The organism is Marinicauda pacifica, from assembly GCF_004793635.1.
Classification (GTDB): domain Bacteria; phylum Pseudomonadota; class Alphaproteobacteria; order Caulobacterales; family Maricaulaceae; genus Marinicauda; species Marinicauda pacifica.
Window position 1 is genome coordinate 127,049 of record NZ_SRXV01000002.1, and the last position, 14,743, is coordinate 141,791.

The following is a 14,743-nucleotide window of genomic DNA, read 5'->3' on the forward strand; positions in this document are numbered from 1 at the left end:
GAATCGTTCCCCCGTGAACGTCGCTCAGCCCGGGGCGCACAATACGGGTAAATCGGGCATGTCTGCGGCGAGGCCGCGATTATCCACAGCCTCTTTCGCTGCCTGCCTAACCAACCGTAAGGAAGCGGTCTTCATCCCGCAGCAGGAAGAGGGCGATCAAGGCTGCCAGCGTCGGAACGGCAGCCCAGAACAGATGGTTCCCGCCCTCATAGGGCGCGGCAAGCTGCTGCCATGTAGACAGCGTCGAAACCGCATGCATGGCCAGCAGGAGGCCGGTAGTGATCGCGCGCCATCTTGCCCAGACCAGAAACGCCAGAACCAGCAGGAGCTGAATCGCGCCAATGGCGTAGGCCACAGTGACCGGCAGGCCGGAAATGCCGTAGAAACGGTCGAAGATCGCAACCGCGCTTTCCGGTTTGACGAGCTTCTCCACCGCCCAGACGGCGAAGAATGCGGCGACCGAAGCGCGCATAATGAAGAGTGAAAGTGTGAGCCTGGTCATGAAACCACCCCTGCCTGATAGCCCGGGGGCAGCCTGTCTCATCGGCGCGTGAGAGGGAAGCGCTATCGCGAGAAGTTGACCGCGTCATCCGACGCGCGCGCCTGATCCTACTCTGCGGCGATCGCCGAGCGGGCCTTGACCAGCTTCTGGACCTTCTTGACGGCGCGGTCGCGTTTGAGGCGCGACAGGTAGTCGATGAAGACAATCCCTTCCAGATGGTCCATCTCGTGCTGGATACACACCGCGTAGAGATCTTCGGCGATTTCTTCGTGAGCCTCGCCCTCATAGTCGAGATACTCGACCTTGCAACGTATCGGCCGATCCACCTCGTCAAACACTTCGGGAACCGAGAGGCAGCCTTCCTGATACGGTTTGAGGTCTTCGCTCAAGGGCGTGATGACCGGATTGATGAAGACGCGCGGCGCGTTGCGCTCTTCAGACAGGTCCATCACGATTACGCGCTTGTCGACCCCGACCTGAATGGCGGCCAGACCGATACCGTCGGCGGCGTACATGGTCTCGACCATGTCGTCGATCAGCTCGCGCAATGCATCATCCACCGTGTCCACAGGCTTGGACACGGTCTTCAGGCGCGGATCGGGAACGGTGATGATGTCTCTAACAGCCATAGCCACGAAATAAGGGCTGAACGCGTTTCGATCAAGTTAGCGCCGCGTCCCGGCACCAGTCTTGCGTCGCTGAAATCCGGGACAGAACGCGATGAGGCGATCATGCGGTTTTTCGATCTGGACATCCAGCAGCTTGGCGAACGCGACCTGGCGGCCTGGCGGCGATTCGCCGCGCCGGGCGGACGCTTGATAAGCCCTTATCTGACGCCCGATTTCGCCAAGGTGATCGCCAGCGCCCGCGACGATGTGCGCGTTGCCGTCGCCGAGGACGCGGACGGTCCGGCCGCCTTCTTCGCCTATCACGCCGGTCCTATCGCGCGTCCGGTCGGCGCCCCGATGTCGGACTATCAAGGGATTGTGTGCCGGGAAGGTACACATGTCAGTGCGTCCGACCTTCTCAACACCACGCAGGCTGGCGCCATGGTCTACGAAAACTGGGCCACGACGCCCGCTCCGGGGCGCATTCGGTCGGCCGCCGGGTCCTGCGTGCTCGACCTGTCAGCCGGTTCGCAGGACTATTTCAAGCGCCGCCGTGGCCTTTATCGCAATCATTTCAAGAAAATGGACCAGCGCGCGCGCAAGGGCGAACGTGAATTCGGGGCGATGCGCGTGGAATTCGGTGATCCGCTCGGCGCCCATTTCGAGACGCTCAAGGCTTGGAAAAGTGCCCAGTATCGCGCAACCGGCTTGCTCGACCTGTTCTCGATCGGCTGGGTCAACCAGGTGCTGAATACCTTTGCTGCAAAGCGCTTCGGGCCATTCAGGGGACTGACCTGCGCACTCTATTTCGGCGACCGGCTCGCCGCCGTGGAATTCGGCCTCGTGGCGGGCGGCGCCTACCATTCCTGGTTCCCGGCCTATGACCGGCAATTTGCCAGCGCTTCTCCGGGCCTCCAGCTCATCCACGCCATCGCGGAGGCCGCGCCGCGCCTGGGTATCGACCGCATCGATCTCGGCAAGAGCGAGGCGGACTACAAGAAATATTATGCCGACTACGAAGTTCCGCTGTCACAGGGCCGCGTCGTGACGGGAAGCCTCGCCGGTGCGCGTATCGCAGGCTGGGAACTGGCCGAAGCGGTGACGCGGCACCTGCCCGGCCCGGCGTCGCAAATACCGGCCCGGCTGCGCCGCCGCTGGGCGCAGACCAGCGCCTTCGAGCCGCGCCGCGCGCGCAGGCTGGCCCTGATGGGCGCGGCGGTCGGCGCCCGGTTCGGGTCCTCGCGCGACTAGTCCTGCGTTCCGGGCTCCGCGCCCCAGGGCGCCGGTGGTGTGCTGACCGTTTCGGTCAGATCGATCCGGGCCTCGAAATGGCGGCCGGGCCGGTCCAGGGCATAGACCAGCGTGTCGCCGCCGTCTTCGATGGCCAGCGTCCACACATTGTCCATCGAGGCCGGGATGCCCTCGCGTTCGAACAGATCGCGCGAGAAGTCATCGGCCGGGAACCGGGCGGACAAATCGTCCACCTCACCTTCGGTGTCCCCGCCATACTGGGTCAGCGCATCCTCGCTGCCGTCCTCGTGACGATGGTCGTGCTTCAGGCGAAGGCGGCCATCCTCCAGGCGCGTCACCACCCAGGTGCGCGAGCGGTCGTCGCCGACATGCAGCGGCATGCGCACCATGTCGTCGGTACACGTACGTACATGCACGGTCAGCACCTCGCCGGCCCAGTCCGCGTCGGCGGGATCGTCGGACACGACTTCACCCTCGAAGGCGTCTCCGCACAGCGATTGCAGCGCTGCGAACAAGGTGGACTCTGTCTCGGTTCCCTCCTGCGCGCTGTCGGGGTCCGTCCCGCAGGCAACAAGCACGAGCGCGCCGGCGGCGGAAAAAAGAAGATGTTTCATGAGCCACGGGCCTTTTGTTTGAGGGCTTCGAAATCGGCGCCCAGCATTTCTGCCAGCATTTTCTGCGTCCCGCCTTCGGGATCGGGCGGCGTGCCCGCCGTCAACCCGCCGTCGACGACCAGGGCCTGGCCCGTGACGAAGCGTGCAGCGTCACTGCCAAGGTATACCACCGCCTCGGCGATATCGACTCCTTCCCCGCCGACCGGCAAGGGCTGGGCAAACGAGGAAACCTGACGCAGCACGTCGTATTTCTCTTCCGCCTCGTCCTGGCTCAGCCCCATGGCCCGGCCGAAGACCGCGGTCGTGATCATGCCGGGATTGACGCAGTTGACCCGAATCTTGTCCGCGGCGAGGCGCACGGCGGCCAGCTTGGTCAGATGCATGATCGCCGCCTTGGCGATGGAATAGCAGACCGGGCCGTAATTGGTGCCGATCCCGGCGACCGACGCGGTGGAGACGATGGACCCGCCCCCCTGCTCGCGCATCACCGGCACGGCATGCTTGATGCCCAGAAGGGCCGCGCGCACATGCAGGCTCATCGTGCGGTCGAACACATCGGCGCCGATATACTCCATCTCGGCATCGGGTTCGGCCGTGCCTGCATTGTTGAAGAGGATATCGAGCCGGCCCCAAGCCTCGACCGCCGCGTCGATCATCGCCTTGATGTCACGCTCCTGGGTCACATCGGTGTGCACATAGCGGATGTTGGGCGAGGTTTGCGCAATCGCCTCGCCGCGATCGTCCTGGATATCGGCCAGGATCACTTTCGCCCCTTCGGCCTCGAACAATTCCACCGTCGCGCGGCCGATCCCGCTGGCGCCTCCGGTGACGATGGCAACCTTGCCCTCCAGGCGTCCACTCATGACCTCTCCTCCCGTGTCTGGGGCTGTGTTTTTATGAACTTGGTTCAGAGGAGCACGGCCTGCCGCGCCTGTCGAGCCTCACGCCAGCCTTTCCACCAGCCAGGGCAGCGACACCTCCAGCCGGAAATCGATGCCGGAATGCGTGCCCTCGAATTCCTCGTAGCGATGCTCGACGCCGAGATCGTCCAACCTCGCCTTCATGCGCCGCGCCGGATACAGGAAATCGTACTGGTCCTGACGTCCGCAATCGATGAAGAGGGCCTTCATCGCGTTCAGGCTTGCGGCATGCTGGCCAACCATTTCCAGCGGGTCCCAGGCGAGCCAGTTGGCCCAGCGATCCGCGATCAGCTCGCATGTGTCGTGCGTGACCGGAAGGCGAATCCCGTACGGCTCCTCCGGGGCGGGATCGTAAGTCGCCCCCATCGCCAGAATCATCAGGGCCTCGATATCCTCGCCGCGCACCCGGTCGCTGGCTTCGAAGCGCTCGAAGAAATCGGAGATCGTGCCCGCCTTCGCCACCTGGCGCAGCGTGGCCGGCATCATGCGCAGATAGGCGATGTCAAAGCCCATATCGCCCGCATGACACGCCGCGCCCGACCAGAAATCGCTGTGCAGCATGGCGTGAACGATGGCGCCATACCCGCCCGAGCTCTTGCCGAACACACCGCGCTTTCCCGGCCCGCCGCACCTGAACGCGGCCTCCACTGCCGGGACCATCTCCTCGATCAGGATGTCTTCCCAAGGCCCCATCACCGACGAGTTGATGAACTGGTTGCCCCCCAGCCGGGTAAACGTGTCGGGAAAGGCCACCACGCACGGCCCGATCCGGCCTTCGCCATACAGGCGGTCCAGGCGCTCGGGCAGATTCTCTCCGAAATTCTTCCAGGCGGTGTGGGCCAGCCCGCTACTGGTATAGCCCGCCAGGCTGACCAGAAGCGGCAAATCCGCCCCGTCCAATCCGTGCGGGACCCAGACATCGATGGCCCGGCGCGCCGGATCGCCCAGAAAATTGTCCTTTAGAAGCCCGGACTCGATCACCAGACGCTCGACGCGTCCGGCCGGATGGGAATGGCGCGCAGTCATGACAGGCTCCGTGTGGTTCAAGGTCGCGCGGAGCCTAGGCACACGCTGGCCAAGGTCAAACCCCGCCAGCCGCCTGCCTCCGTTCCGCCAACTCAGCCTCGTCACACCTGGCTCACCCGGAGACGTCCCACTTTGTCATCTCGGCCGAGTGAAACGAGAGCGGGGATCTTGTCAGGCATGTAAGCTCGTACCCGTGACCAACCCGAGGCCCCGGATCGCCCGCGGCGTCCGGGGTGACAAACTACAGAAATCATTGGTGCTTCTCGTCTTGCCCGCGTGATAGCAGGAGGCGATCGGGCCTCTTTTGCGCCTTTTAAAAAGGGGATAAGCCGGGCGCGGGGCTCAGGCCGGGCGGCGGCTCTTGAAGGCGGCGGCAAGCGTGCCGTCGTCGAGATAATCGAGTTCTCCGCCAACCGGCACGCCGCGCGCCAACGAGGTGATATCCACGCTCGCGCCTTCCAGCTTGTCGGCGATGAAATGGGCGGTGGTCTGTCCGTCCACGGTGGCGTTGAGCGCGAGGATGATCTCGCTGGTTTCCTCGCGTCCGGCCCGTTCGATCAGCTTGGCGACATTGAGCTGGTCGGGTCCGATCCCGTCGAGCGCGGAGAGCACGCCGCCCAGAACGTGGTACCGGCCCTTGAAGGCAGAGGCGCGTTCGAGCGCCCACAGATCGCCCACCGTCTCGACCACGCAGATCACCTTGGGATCGCGCCGTTGGGAGGCGCAGATGGCGCACGGATCGGTCACGTCCAGATTGCCGCATTCGGCGCAGGCACGGATTTTCGCCGCCGCCTCGCCCATCGCTTCGGCCAGCGGCTCCATCAGCTGCTCGCGCTTTTTGAGCAGGTGCAGCGCCGCCCTGCGGGCCGAGCGCGGCCCGAGACCGGGAAGCTTGGCGAGCAGCTGGATCAGCCGCTCGATTTCGGGACCGGATGCCTGGTTCATCGAGGGGCTAGAACGGGCCGCCGCCCTTGCCAAAAGGCAGGTCCATGCCGGGGGGCAGACCCATGCCCTGCGTGACTTCGCCCATCACCTTCTGCTGGGCCTCGTCCGCCTTGCGGCGCGCATCGTTGAGCGCGGCCGCGAGCAGGTCTTCGAGCACCTCGACCTCTTCAGGATCGACGATCGCCTTGTCCAGATGCAGCTTCTTGACTTCACCCTTGGCGGTCATCTCGATCCTGACCATGCCGCCGCCGGACTGGCCGGTGACCTCCACATCGGCCAGGCGCTCCTGGGCGTCCTGCATCTTCTTTTGCATTTCCTGGGCCTGCTTCATCAGGCCGGCGAGGTCTTTCATGAGCGGCGCTCCTTGCGGATCGTATCTTCAGAAGGTTGGTCGGCGTCGGCCGGCGCGTCCATGGCGTCGGCGCCCGCAGCCGGCGGCTGCGGCGTCTCGACCGACAGGAGTTCGGCGCCGGGAAAAAGCGTCAGCAACCTCACCATGGCCGGGTCGCGCTCTGCACGCTCCAGCGTTTCACGATGTTCGCGCACCCGGCGCTCATGCAGGGTTTCTCCGCCGCGCGCATCGGCATTGCCGTCCACCAGCCAGCGCGCGCCGGTCTGCTCCTGCAGAAAGGCGGACAGACGCCCGCCCAGATCGCTTGGCGCGCCCTTGGCTGCCTCGAAGATCAGCTTGGGCGCGCGGACCGTGACCGGGCGGACATAGCGCTCCACGTCGCGTTTCAGGGCGATGTCGCGCTCACGGTCGACCAGGGCGACCAGTTCGTCCAGCGAGGCGGGACCGGTCGCGTCGTCAGCTTCAGCTTCAGCTTCGGGTTCTGGCTCAGGCGCTCCGGCCTGACCTTGCGGTCCCGGGGCGGGCGCTTGCGGAGCTGCGGCTCCGGCGCCAGACGCCGCGCCCGTCACACCGCCCGCCAGCAGGCGCGCGGCATCTTCCGGAGAAGGCAGGCTGGCCGCCGCCATCAGGCGGATGATCGCCATCTCGGCGGCCGAAACCGGATCGGGCGCGTTGCGGACATCGTCGAGACCGGACAGGGCGGTCTTCCAGAGACGGGTCAGCCCGGCGAGCGAGGTTTTCGACGCGAGCGCGGAAAGGGTCTCGATCGTCTCGCGCGCCTCGGCGATCTCGGCGTCCTCGCCAACCGCCTTGATCCGGCTCATGGCATGCAGATAATCGAGTACGTCGCGCATCAGAACCTGCGGGTCGGCGCCCGCATCGTACTGCGCCCGCAGCTCTTCCAGAGCGTCCTTGGCGCGGCCTTCGAGCGCGGCGCTCAACAGGTCGAGCACGCGCGAGCGGTCAGCCAGGCCCAGCATGTCACGCACGTTTGCGGCGCTGACCGGTCCGTCGCGTTCTGCCTGCACGATGGCCTGGTCGAGCAGCGACAACGCATCGCGCACCGAACCTTCGGCCGCCCTGGCAATCGCCATCAGGCCCTCGCGCTCGACATTCGCGCCTTCCTGCCTGGCGATTCTTTCCAGATGATCGGCGAGCACGCTGCGGTCGACGCGTTTCAGATCGAAGCGCTGGCAGCGGCTCAGCACCGTCACGGGCACCTTGCGGATCTCCGTCGTCGCGAAGATGAACTTCACGTGCGCCGGCGGCTCTTCCAGCGTCTTGAGCAGCGCATTGAAGGCCGAGGTCGACAGCATGTGGACCTCGTCGATGATGTAGACCTTGTAGCGCGCCGACACCGGCGAATAACGAACGCCTTCCAGAATCTCGCGGATATCCCCGACGCCGGTGCGGCTGGCCGCATCCATTTCCATCACGTCGACATGGGAGGATTTGGCAATCGCCGCGCAATGGCGCCCCGGCGGTTCGAGCCGGATGGACGGCCCCTTGACCGTGTCTGTCTCATAGTTGAGGGCACGGGCGATCAGGCGCGCCGTCGTCGTCTTGCCCACCCCGCGCACGCCGGTCAGCATGTAGGCGTGAGCGACCCTGCCCGCCTGGAACGCATTGGTGAGCGTGCGCACCATCGCGTCCTGGCCGATCAGGTCTTCAAATGTCTGGGGACGGTATTTGCGGGCCAGCACCTGGTAGCCGGGCTGGGAGGCGCCCGGCGCCTCGAACCCGGGCAGGGCCACATCGTCAGGGCCCGGCGCGGCGGGCGCGTCGGCTACCTCCGGAGTGTGAGGATCGCGGTCGAAATCGTCCATCACAAGGCCGGCGCCCTTCCCCGCGAATGATCAAGTGGCGTGGAGCGAATAGATTGGAAGACGGCGGAAGACCGGACAGCGACCCGAACCGAAACTCGTTACGGCTGCTTCCTTCCGGACCTGACCGGGTTGGCGAGGGGCTCGTCCGCCGCCGGCCTTCCTGTGCTCAATATTGCGTCGCGCGCGGGCAAACGCAAGGCAAGCCCGCAGACTCGTCCGCGCCGTCCGTTGGCCTGCCGCTTGCGCCGCAGGACGCTAGAGCTCGCCGGCCTCGCGCAGGAATGCCGCGTGCTGCTGCAGCACGGCGATGGTGCGCGGATCGCCGCCATCGCCCACAAGGCGCTCGATCCACAATTCGACCACGCGGGACTGGGTTTCCAGCCAGCGCGAAAGAGAGGGGTGATGCGGCGGCGCCGACACCGGCTCGCGCGCAAGGTCGAGATGGGGGATCTTCATGAGGCTCGCTCCGCTTGACTGGGCTCAACTGGGACTCAGCACCCTCAGCCTAACCGCATTTGCGAAGCATTCGCAATAAACACCTGCAATGCGCCTCATGCCGCACGACACAAAAAGCCCCGCTCCGATCTGGAGCGGGGCTTTGTGCCCGGCTGGCCCGAAGGCCAGCCGATGAATACGAGTGCCGACTAGAAGCGGCGCACGTAGGACGCACCGAAGGAATCGGCTTCGGCATCGTCTTCGAACTCGTAGCGCGTGTATTCGACGCGCACGGCGTTCGGGCCGTTGAAGGCCCATTCGGCGCCGGCGCCATAGGCGAAGCCATCGGTGGAATCAGACAGCGTCAGGCCCGCGGCGGAGGCTTCCGCTTCGGCATAGGCGTAACCGGCCCGCGCGAAGAGGTTGAAGCCCTGGCCCACCGGGTACTGGGCTTTGGCGTACGCGCCGACGATATAGTCGAGCGAGACATCGCCGGTGATGCCGGCAGCGGTGACCTCTTCGTCACCCAGGCCGATCAGGGCTTCGCCCTCGATACCGACATAGTCGTTGAAGTCATAGCCGCCGCGCAGATTGAGCGCGTCGAATTCGATGCCGTCAAAGTCCAGGAAGGTGTAACCGGCACCGAAATGCACGTTGCCGGCGTCCTGAGCGGAAGCACCGGCGGTCACCGCGAGCGCGGCAGCGGAAGCGAGGAGGAGAGTTTTCATAATCGATTGTCCTTGTAAGCAGGCTGTTTTGTTCCCCAGCCGTGGAACGCATCTGATGCGCCTGCGCCGAACCCGCAAGCGGTGATCTGCAGCGCGCGCTCACCTGCGAATTCGAAGTGTTGTTTTCAGGATACTCATTGTGGCATTCCTGCGGCAAAGTCGCGTCCAGAATGCGCTAAGTCCCTGTTATTGAATGCATTCAGCCATACTGGCCTTTCTCCGCCGGCGGCGAAGATCGGCTTGAAGACCCGGCTCGCGGTTCACCGCAAGATCGGTTAGGTCTTGAGCCATGACCGATTTGCGCCCGCTCACCTTCACCGCCTCGCCGCTCGACTTCTCCGGGCTCGAACGCGCCGACCAGGCCTGGATCGAGACCCAGCGCCTGGACGATTCCGCCAAGGTCCTTCTGCTTCACAAAGGCAGCCTGGCGACCGATTCTGCCGGGGACCCGTTCGTGGTCCGTGCGCGGGAAGCCGACGATCTGCCGATCGCACGCCCGGGCCTGGTCTTTCTGGGCCGATGGGACAGCACACCCTGGTTCTGCGCCGCACTCGAACCGGGGTCGGTTCCCGACGGATTGAACTTCCGCGTCGCGGCCATGCGCGCCGAGCCGGACTTTGCCTGCCTGATGGGCCGGGCCGCGTCCCTTCTCGCCTGGCATGGCCGGCGCCGTTTCTGCTCCAATTGCGGCCATGAGAACCGGGCCGGCGTCGGCGGGCTGAAACTGGACTGCGGCTCGTGCGGGATGGAGCATTTCCCGCGCGTCGATCCGAGTGTGATCATGCTGCCCTTCAGCGGCGACCGCTGCGTGCTCGGCCGCCAGGCGAGCTGGCCGCCGGGGATGTATGCGACGCTGGCCGGCTTCATGGAGCCGGGCGAGACCATCGAGGAGGCGTGCGCGCGCGAAACCCGCGAGGAGATCGGCCGCCGGGTGCTCCACGCGCGTTACGTCGCCAGCCAGCCCTGGCCCTTCCCCTCCTCGCTGATGATCGGGCTGATGGCCGAGATCGACGAGGGCGAACTCTTCCCCGATGACGACATCGAGGACGCCAAATGGTTTACCCGCCCGCAAGTCCGCGAGCTGTACGAAGAGAATAACTGGGCCCCGAAGCACTTCTCGATCTCCAGGCTTCTGATCGAAACCTGGCTGGCCGGCGAGGAAAGCTGAGGACAAAACCCGCGACGACCTGACGCGTGTGAAACTTCTGCACACGCGTTAGTTAGGAAAGCACACTGGAAACATTGCCTCATCGCGCTGGGCGTGCCAAACACAGCGCCGAATTCTGGACAGGTGGGAGAGAGGACGTCGATGGGCGATCTTTTCTGGAATAAAGTTGCCGGGGCCGTTCTGGCCATTCTTCTGATCATTCTGGGCCTGCGCACGTTTGGCGAAGGTCTGTTCGGCCATGAAGAACTTGACCCTGAAACGCTGGCCTACCCGATCGATCTGTCCGTCCTGGACGTCGCGGGCGCAAGCGAGGAAGAGGAAGAAGGCCCGGTCGACTACGGCGCACTTCTGGCCGCAGCGGACGTCTCAGCGGGCGCACGCGTGGCGAACCGCTGCGCGTCCTGCCACACCTTCGAAGAAGGCGGCGCGGACGGTACCGGCCCGCACCTGTGGGGTGTTATCGGTCGTCAGGTCGCCGCGGTCGACGGCTTCAACTACTCGTCTGCCATGGAAGAATACGGGTCTGGCGGCACGGCCTGGATGTTCGAGAATCTCGACAATTTCCTGGCCAATCCGCGCGGCTACATCAACGGCACGGCGATGAGCTTTGCCGGCCTGCGCGACCAGGAAGACCGCATGAACCTCATCGCTTACATGCGCACCCTGTCGAACGACCCCGCCCCGCTGCCCGAACCGCTTCCGGAAGAGGAACCGGCCGAGGAGGTTGCCGGCGACGAGATCGTGGATGCCGAGGTCGAAACCGACATCAACAGCCCGTCTGAGGCGGTCGCGGAGACCAACGAACTCGATCAGGAAGACGCTGTCCTGGAAAACGCCGACGAAGACGCGGCGCAGGACGAAACGTCCCCCGAAGACGACGCGAGCGAAGAACCGAACGAAGGCTGACGCCTCGCTTCAACGACAGACACAAAAAACCCCGCTCCGGACCGGAGCGGGGTTTTTCTTGGCCGGTTGGCCCAGCCTACATCATCCCGGTCCAGCCGGTTTCCACCGGCGGGCGGCAGATCGCCGAGATCGGCGAGGATTTATGCGCAATCCGCTTGGCTGCGGTGGCCAGCGGCTCAACGACCGTGGCCATGTGATGCGCGTTGGCATGAAGCAGGGAGCGGGAATCGGTCATGATGCCCACATGGCCGGGCCAGAAGATCAGGTCGCCGCGCTGCAGGCCGGCCAGGTCGTCACTGATATCCAGCGTGTTCCAGCGGGTCTTCGCCCAGGCTTCCTGCTCCTTTGTGTCGCGCGGGAAGCCGCGCACGCCCGCCGCTTCCAGCGCGGTCTGGACCAGGCCGGAGCAATCGAGCCCGATGCTCTCCCGGCCGCCCCACAGATAGGGCGTGTACAAGAACCGCTCGGCGACCGCGACATAGTCGCTTTCCGCCGCGCCCAGCACGGCCAGATGCGTTTCGAAGATCCAGCCCAGACGCTGGCAGTCGATGAACTTGCCCTTGCGTTGCGCCGACGCGACCTTGGCATTCAGAGACACGATGGCGCGCGGACGCGATTTCAGGTCCGGCTCCGAGAACGCGTAGGTTCGCAGGGCGGAGACCCGGTGCGTGGAGATCAGGACCGGCTCCTCCAGCGCGCTGAGAGACACCCAGCCCGAGTAATCGTCGCGGCGGGCCGTTCCATACACCCAGCCGTTCTCTTCCTTCTCTACCGAGAAGACTTCACCGTGGAGCAACTGGCTGTCCATCGGCGCATCCTCGGAGGGAGACGCCCTCAGTGCTGTCACTGAGGCTGTTACCTGGTAGTCGGTCATGTCGGGTTATCCGTAGCGTCGCTTCAGGAAATCGTAGAGGGCGCGGGCTCCCATCATCTCGCCGCCCGCCGGATGGCCGGGCCGCGATTTGGGATTCCACGCGAAAATATCGAAATGCATCCAGGCTTTCGCGTCACGGGCAAACCGGCGCAGGAAGAGCGCCGCCGTGATCGATCCTGCAAAGCCGCCCTCGGCGGCATTGTTGAGGTCGGAAATCTCACCATCCATCCAGCTATCGTAACCGTCCCACAAGGGCATGCGCCAGAGAGGGTCATCGACCAATCGAGCGGCGGCCATGACCCCATCGCTGAGCGCATCGTCGTCGGTATAGTACGGCATGACTTCGGGACCGAGTGCAACCCGGGCCGCGCCGGTCAGCGTAGCCATGTCGATCAGCAGATCGGGATCGCTCTCGCATGCCCGGGTGATCGCATCGGCCAGCACCAGGCGCCCCTCCGCGTCGGTATTGCCGATCTCGACCGAGAGCCCCTTGCGTGAGGCCAGCACGTCGCCGGGACGGAAGGCATTGCCGGAAATCGCGTTCTCGACCGCGGGGATGAGCACATGCAGGCGCACGGGCAGCGCGGTATCCATGATGATCGACGCCAGACCCAGAACGTTCGCCGCTCCGCCCATATCCTTCTTCATCAGGCGCATGCCCGTCGCGCCCTTCACGTCCAGCCCGCCGGAATCGAAGCACACGCCCTTGCCCACCAGCGCCACACGCGGGTGAGCGGGATCGCCCCATTCCATCTCGATCAGGCGCGGCGCGTCCGTGGAGGCGCGCCCGACCGCATGGATCATGGGATAGTTCTGGGTCAGCAGGTCGTCGCCCGTGACCACGCTGACGCTCGCACCATGGGCCTCGGCCAGCGTGCGGGCCGCAGCTTCCAACTGGGTTGGAAGCATGTCCGCGGCCGGCGTATTGACCAGATCCCTTGTCAGGAAAGCCCCGGCCACGATACGCGCGGCATCGGCGATGTCGGCGCCCTGGATGGGCGCGAAACGCGCCGGCTTGCGCGGTGGCGTGCGGTACCGGGTAAAGGCATAACCGCCCAGCGCCAGTGCGATCTGTGTCTGGGTCGGGTCCCAGTCTTCCGGCAGGGCCTCCAGGCGCCAGTCGCCTTCGGGCAGCGACATCGCGGCCGAGGCAATGTCGAACGGACCGTTCGCCGGACCGGCGCCGATCAGCGCATCGACAGGACCGTCGGGCAGAACCAGGCACTCGCCCGGCTCGGCCTGGAACGCCGTCCGGTTGACATGGCCGATCTTGGCGCGGAGCGATTCCAGCTCGGCGGCGGGGACGATGCGGGCAGTCCGCGCATCGCCGTTCTCGGGCGCGAAAGTGTCGGTCATGGGCCTCTTTTTTGCGTCTGCCTAATGCCAGCCAGACCGGTGCCCGCAGGGTTGGGCCAAAGCGTTAACGCCTTCTTGACCAGAGCAAGAGACATTGAGCTTTCACCGTCTGGCGCCCAAAGAGGTAGACCATGGCAACGCGTTTGTCCGCCCTTCTTCTCATGACTTCGATCTCGCTCGGCGCGTGTGCCACAAGCGCCGAACTTGCTCCGACCGAGCAGGAAGAAGCGCTCGCCGCCCAGCTGCAATCGGCCTCGATCGTCCCGGCCACGGCCGACGAGCGAGCGGCGATGGAGAATCAGGACCTGCTCACCCAGGCCGCCTTCTGGGCCGAGGCGATGGAGCTGAACCCGGCAGACCATGAGGCCGCCTACAAGCTGGCTTCCGTCGTGCGGCGTCTGGGCAATGCCCGGCGCGCGAGCGAGATTGCCCGCCAGGCGCTGGCGCTCCGCCCGCAATCGACCGAGCTGAACCGGGAGCTGGGTCTGGCCCTGACCGCCTCTGGCCAGGGCGGCGAGGCCATCGAACCTTTGTCGGCGGCCTTGCGCAATGCCCCCGATGACTGGCGCCTTATCAATGCGCTCGGGGTCGCCTTCGATCAGGCCGGACGCAGCGCCCAGGCGCGCGAACGCTTTACGCAGGCCCTTCTGCTGGCTCCCGGCGAACCGGCGGTCCTCTCCAATCTCGGCCTGTCCTACGCGCTGGCCGGCGACCCGGAACGCGCCGAGGACTTCCTGCGCCGCGCGGTCGCGAGCGGCAGCGTGGACTCCCAGGTGCGCCAGAATCTCGCCCTCGTCGTCGCGCTTCAGGGCCGGTTCGACGAAGCCGAGCAGATCGCGCTGGAGGACGTCACCCCCGAAATGGCCGAAGCCAACATGGCCTATGTGCGCGACATGATGAGCAGTCCGCGTCGCTGGGACGATCTGCGCGGCGCCGAAGGCTGACGCGGGCTGCCGGGCCATCGAGCGGGTAAGAGGCTTCAATCCTCACTGAAGACACTTGCCCCCAGGAGAGGCAGGACTGCCCTCCTTCGATGAGGGGTACTCACCGCCTTACGCCGTCATCCGACCCTTCGAGGCTCCGGGCTGCGCCCGAAGCACCTCAGGATAAGGGCGAGGACGACATCAACCCGTTGTATTAAAATATAAAAATTATCCCAACCACCTCCCTCATGCTGAGGTGCGAGCGTAGCGAGCCTCGAAGCATCGGAGGGCAGGCGCAACGCGACCCAA

The 14,743-nt window shown here is 65.2% G+C and carries 16 protein-coding genes and 1 other RNA gene; 4 read left to right on the forward strand and 13 right to left on the reverse strand.

The window, feature by feature from the left end; all coding sequences use genetic code 11:
- Positions 1-106: 106 nt before the first annotated feature.
- Both E5162_RS07090 and def read right to left on the reverse strand, forming a co-directional pair.
- The gene (locus E5162_RS07090) at positions 107-502 is read right to left on the reverse strand and encodes a DoxX protein (protein WP_135944359.1); all 396 of its coding nucleotides are present in this window, start codon (positions 500-502) and stop codon (positions 107-109) included.
- Between the two features lie 107 nt (positions 503-609).
- On the reverse strand, positions 610-1,131 hold the full coding sequence (gene def, locus E5162_RS07095) for a peptide deformylase (protein WP_135944361.1): 522 nt from the start codon (positions 1,129-1,131) through the stop codon (positions 610-612).
- 102 nt (positions 1,132-1,233) lie between these two features.
- Between def and E5162_RS07100 the strand changes: the two genes are divergently transcribed.
- A complete protein-coding gene (locus E5162_RS07100) occupies positions 1,234-2,361 on the forward strand; it encodes a GNAT family N-acetyltransferase (RefSeq protein ID WP_135944363.1) in 1,128 nt (375 codons plus the stop codon).
- Here the strand turns inward: E5162_RS07100 and E5162_RS07105 are convergent.
- The 9 genes from E5162_RS07105 to E5162_RS07145 form a co-directional block, all read right to left on the reverse strand.
- On the reverse strand, positions 2,358-2,975 hold the full coding sequence (locus E5162_RS07105) for a hypothetical protein (RefSeq protein ID WP_135944365.1): 618 nt from the start codon (positions 2,973-2,975) through the stop codon (positions 2,358-2,360). The two genes, E5162_RS07100 and E5162_RS07105, sit on opposite strands and share 4 nt — an antisense overlap.
- A complete protein-coding gene (locus tag E5162_RS07110) occupies positions 2,972-3,838 on the reverse strand; it encodes an SDR family oxidoreductase (RefSeq protein WP_135944367.1) in 867 nt (288 codons plus the stop codon). Before E5162_RS07110 ends, E5162_RS07105 begins: the two co-directional genes overlap by 4 nt.
- Positions 3,839-3,916: 78 nt before the next feature.
- A complete protein-coding gene (locus E5162_RS07115; protein ID WP_135944368.1) occupies positions 3,917-4,921 on the reverse strand; it encodes an alpha/beta hydrolase in 1,005 nt (334 codons plus the stop codon).
- Positions 4,922-5,263: 342 nt separating this feature from the next.
- Positions 5,264-5,866, reverse strand: a complete 603-nt coding sequence (gene recR, locus E5162_RS07120) for a recombination mediator RecR (RefSeq protein WP_135944370.1) — start codon at positions 5,864-5,866, stop codon at positions 5,264-5,266.
- Between the two features lie 7 nt (positions 5,867-5,873).
- Entirely contained in the window at positions 5,874-6,218 is a 345-nt protein-coding gene (locus E5162_RS07125; protein WP_135944372.1) for a YbaB/EbfC family nucleoid-associated protein, read from the reverse strand.
- Complete coding sequence (locus E5162_RS07130; protein ID WP_135944374.1) at positions 6,215-8,044, reverse strand: DNA polymerase III subunit gamma/tau; 1,830 nt, start codon at positions 8,042-8,044, stop codon at positions 6,215-6,217. Before E5162_RS07130 ends, E5162_RS07125 begins: the two co-directional genes overlap by 4 nt.
- Positions 8,045-8,107: 63 nt before the next feature.
- An RNA gene (ffs, locus tag E5162_RS07135) (signal recognition particle sRNA small type) lies at positions 8,108-8,204 on the reverse strand.
- Between the two features lie 95 nt (positions 8,205-8,299).
- Positions 8,300-8,500, reverse strand: a complete 201-nt coding sequence (locus tag E5162_RS07140) for a hypothetical protein (RefSeq protein WP_135944376.1) — start codon at positions 8,498-8,500, stop codon at positions 8,300-8,302.
- A gap of 188 nt (positions 8,501-8,688) precedes the next feature.
- Positions 8,689-9,207, reverse strand: coding sequence for a porin family protein (locus E5162_RS07145; protein WP_135944377.1), 519 nt, complete (start codon positions 9,205-9,207; stop codon positions 8,689-8,691).
- Positions 9,208-9,496: 289 nt separating this feature from the next.
- Between E5162_RS07145 and nudC the strand changes: the two genes are divergently transcribed.
- A complete protein-coding gene (gene nudC, locus E5162_RS07150) occupies positions 9,497-10,375 on the forward strand; it encodes an NAD(+) diphosphatase (protein WP_135944379.1) in 879 nt (292 codons plus the stop codon).
- A gap of 141 nt (positions 10,376-10,516) precedes the next feature.
- Positions 10,517-11,281: a c-type cytochrome gene (locus E5162_RS07155; protein WP_135944381.1), complete on the forward strand. Its 765-nt coding sequence runs from the start codon at positions 10,517-10,519 to the stop codon at positions 11,279-11,281.
- A 76-nt stretch (positions 11,282-11,357) separates the two neighbouring features.
- Here E5162_RS07155 and E5162_RS07160 read toward each other — a convergent pair whose 3' ends face one another.
- Complete coding sequence (locus E5162_RS07160) at positions 11,358-12,155, reverse strand: C40 family peptidase (protein ID WP_135944383.1); 798 nt, start codon at positions 12,153-12,155, stop codon at positions 11,358-11,360.
- 6 nt (positions 12,156-12,161) lie between these two features.
- A complete protein-coding gene (locus E5162_RS07165) occupies positions 12,162-13,511 on the reverse strand; it encodes a leucyl aminopeptidase family protein (protein ID WP_135944385.1) in 1,350 nt (449 codons plus the stop codon).
- 131 nt (positions 13,512-13,642) lie between these two features.
- On the opposite strand from E5162_RS07165, the gene E5162_RS07170 reads away from it, so the two are divergent.
- Positions 13,643-14,455: a tetratricopeptide repeat protein gene (locus E5162_RS07170; protein ID WP_135944387.1), complete on the forward strand. Its 813-nt coding sequence runs from the start codon at positions 13,643-13,645 to the stop codon at positions 14,453-14,455.
- Positions 14,456-14,743 lie beyond the last annotated feature (288 nt).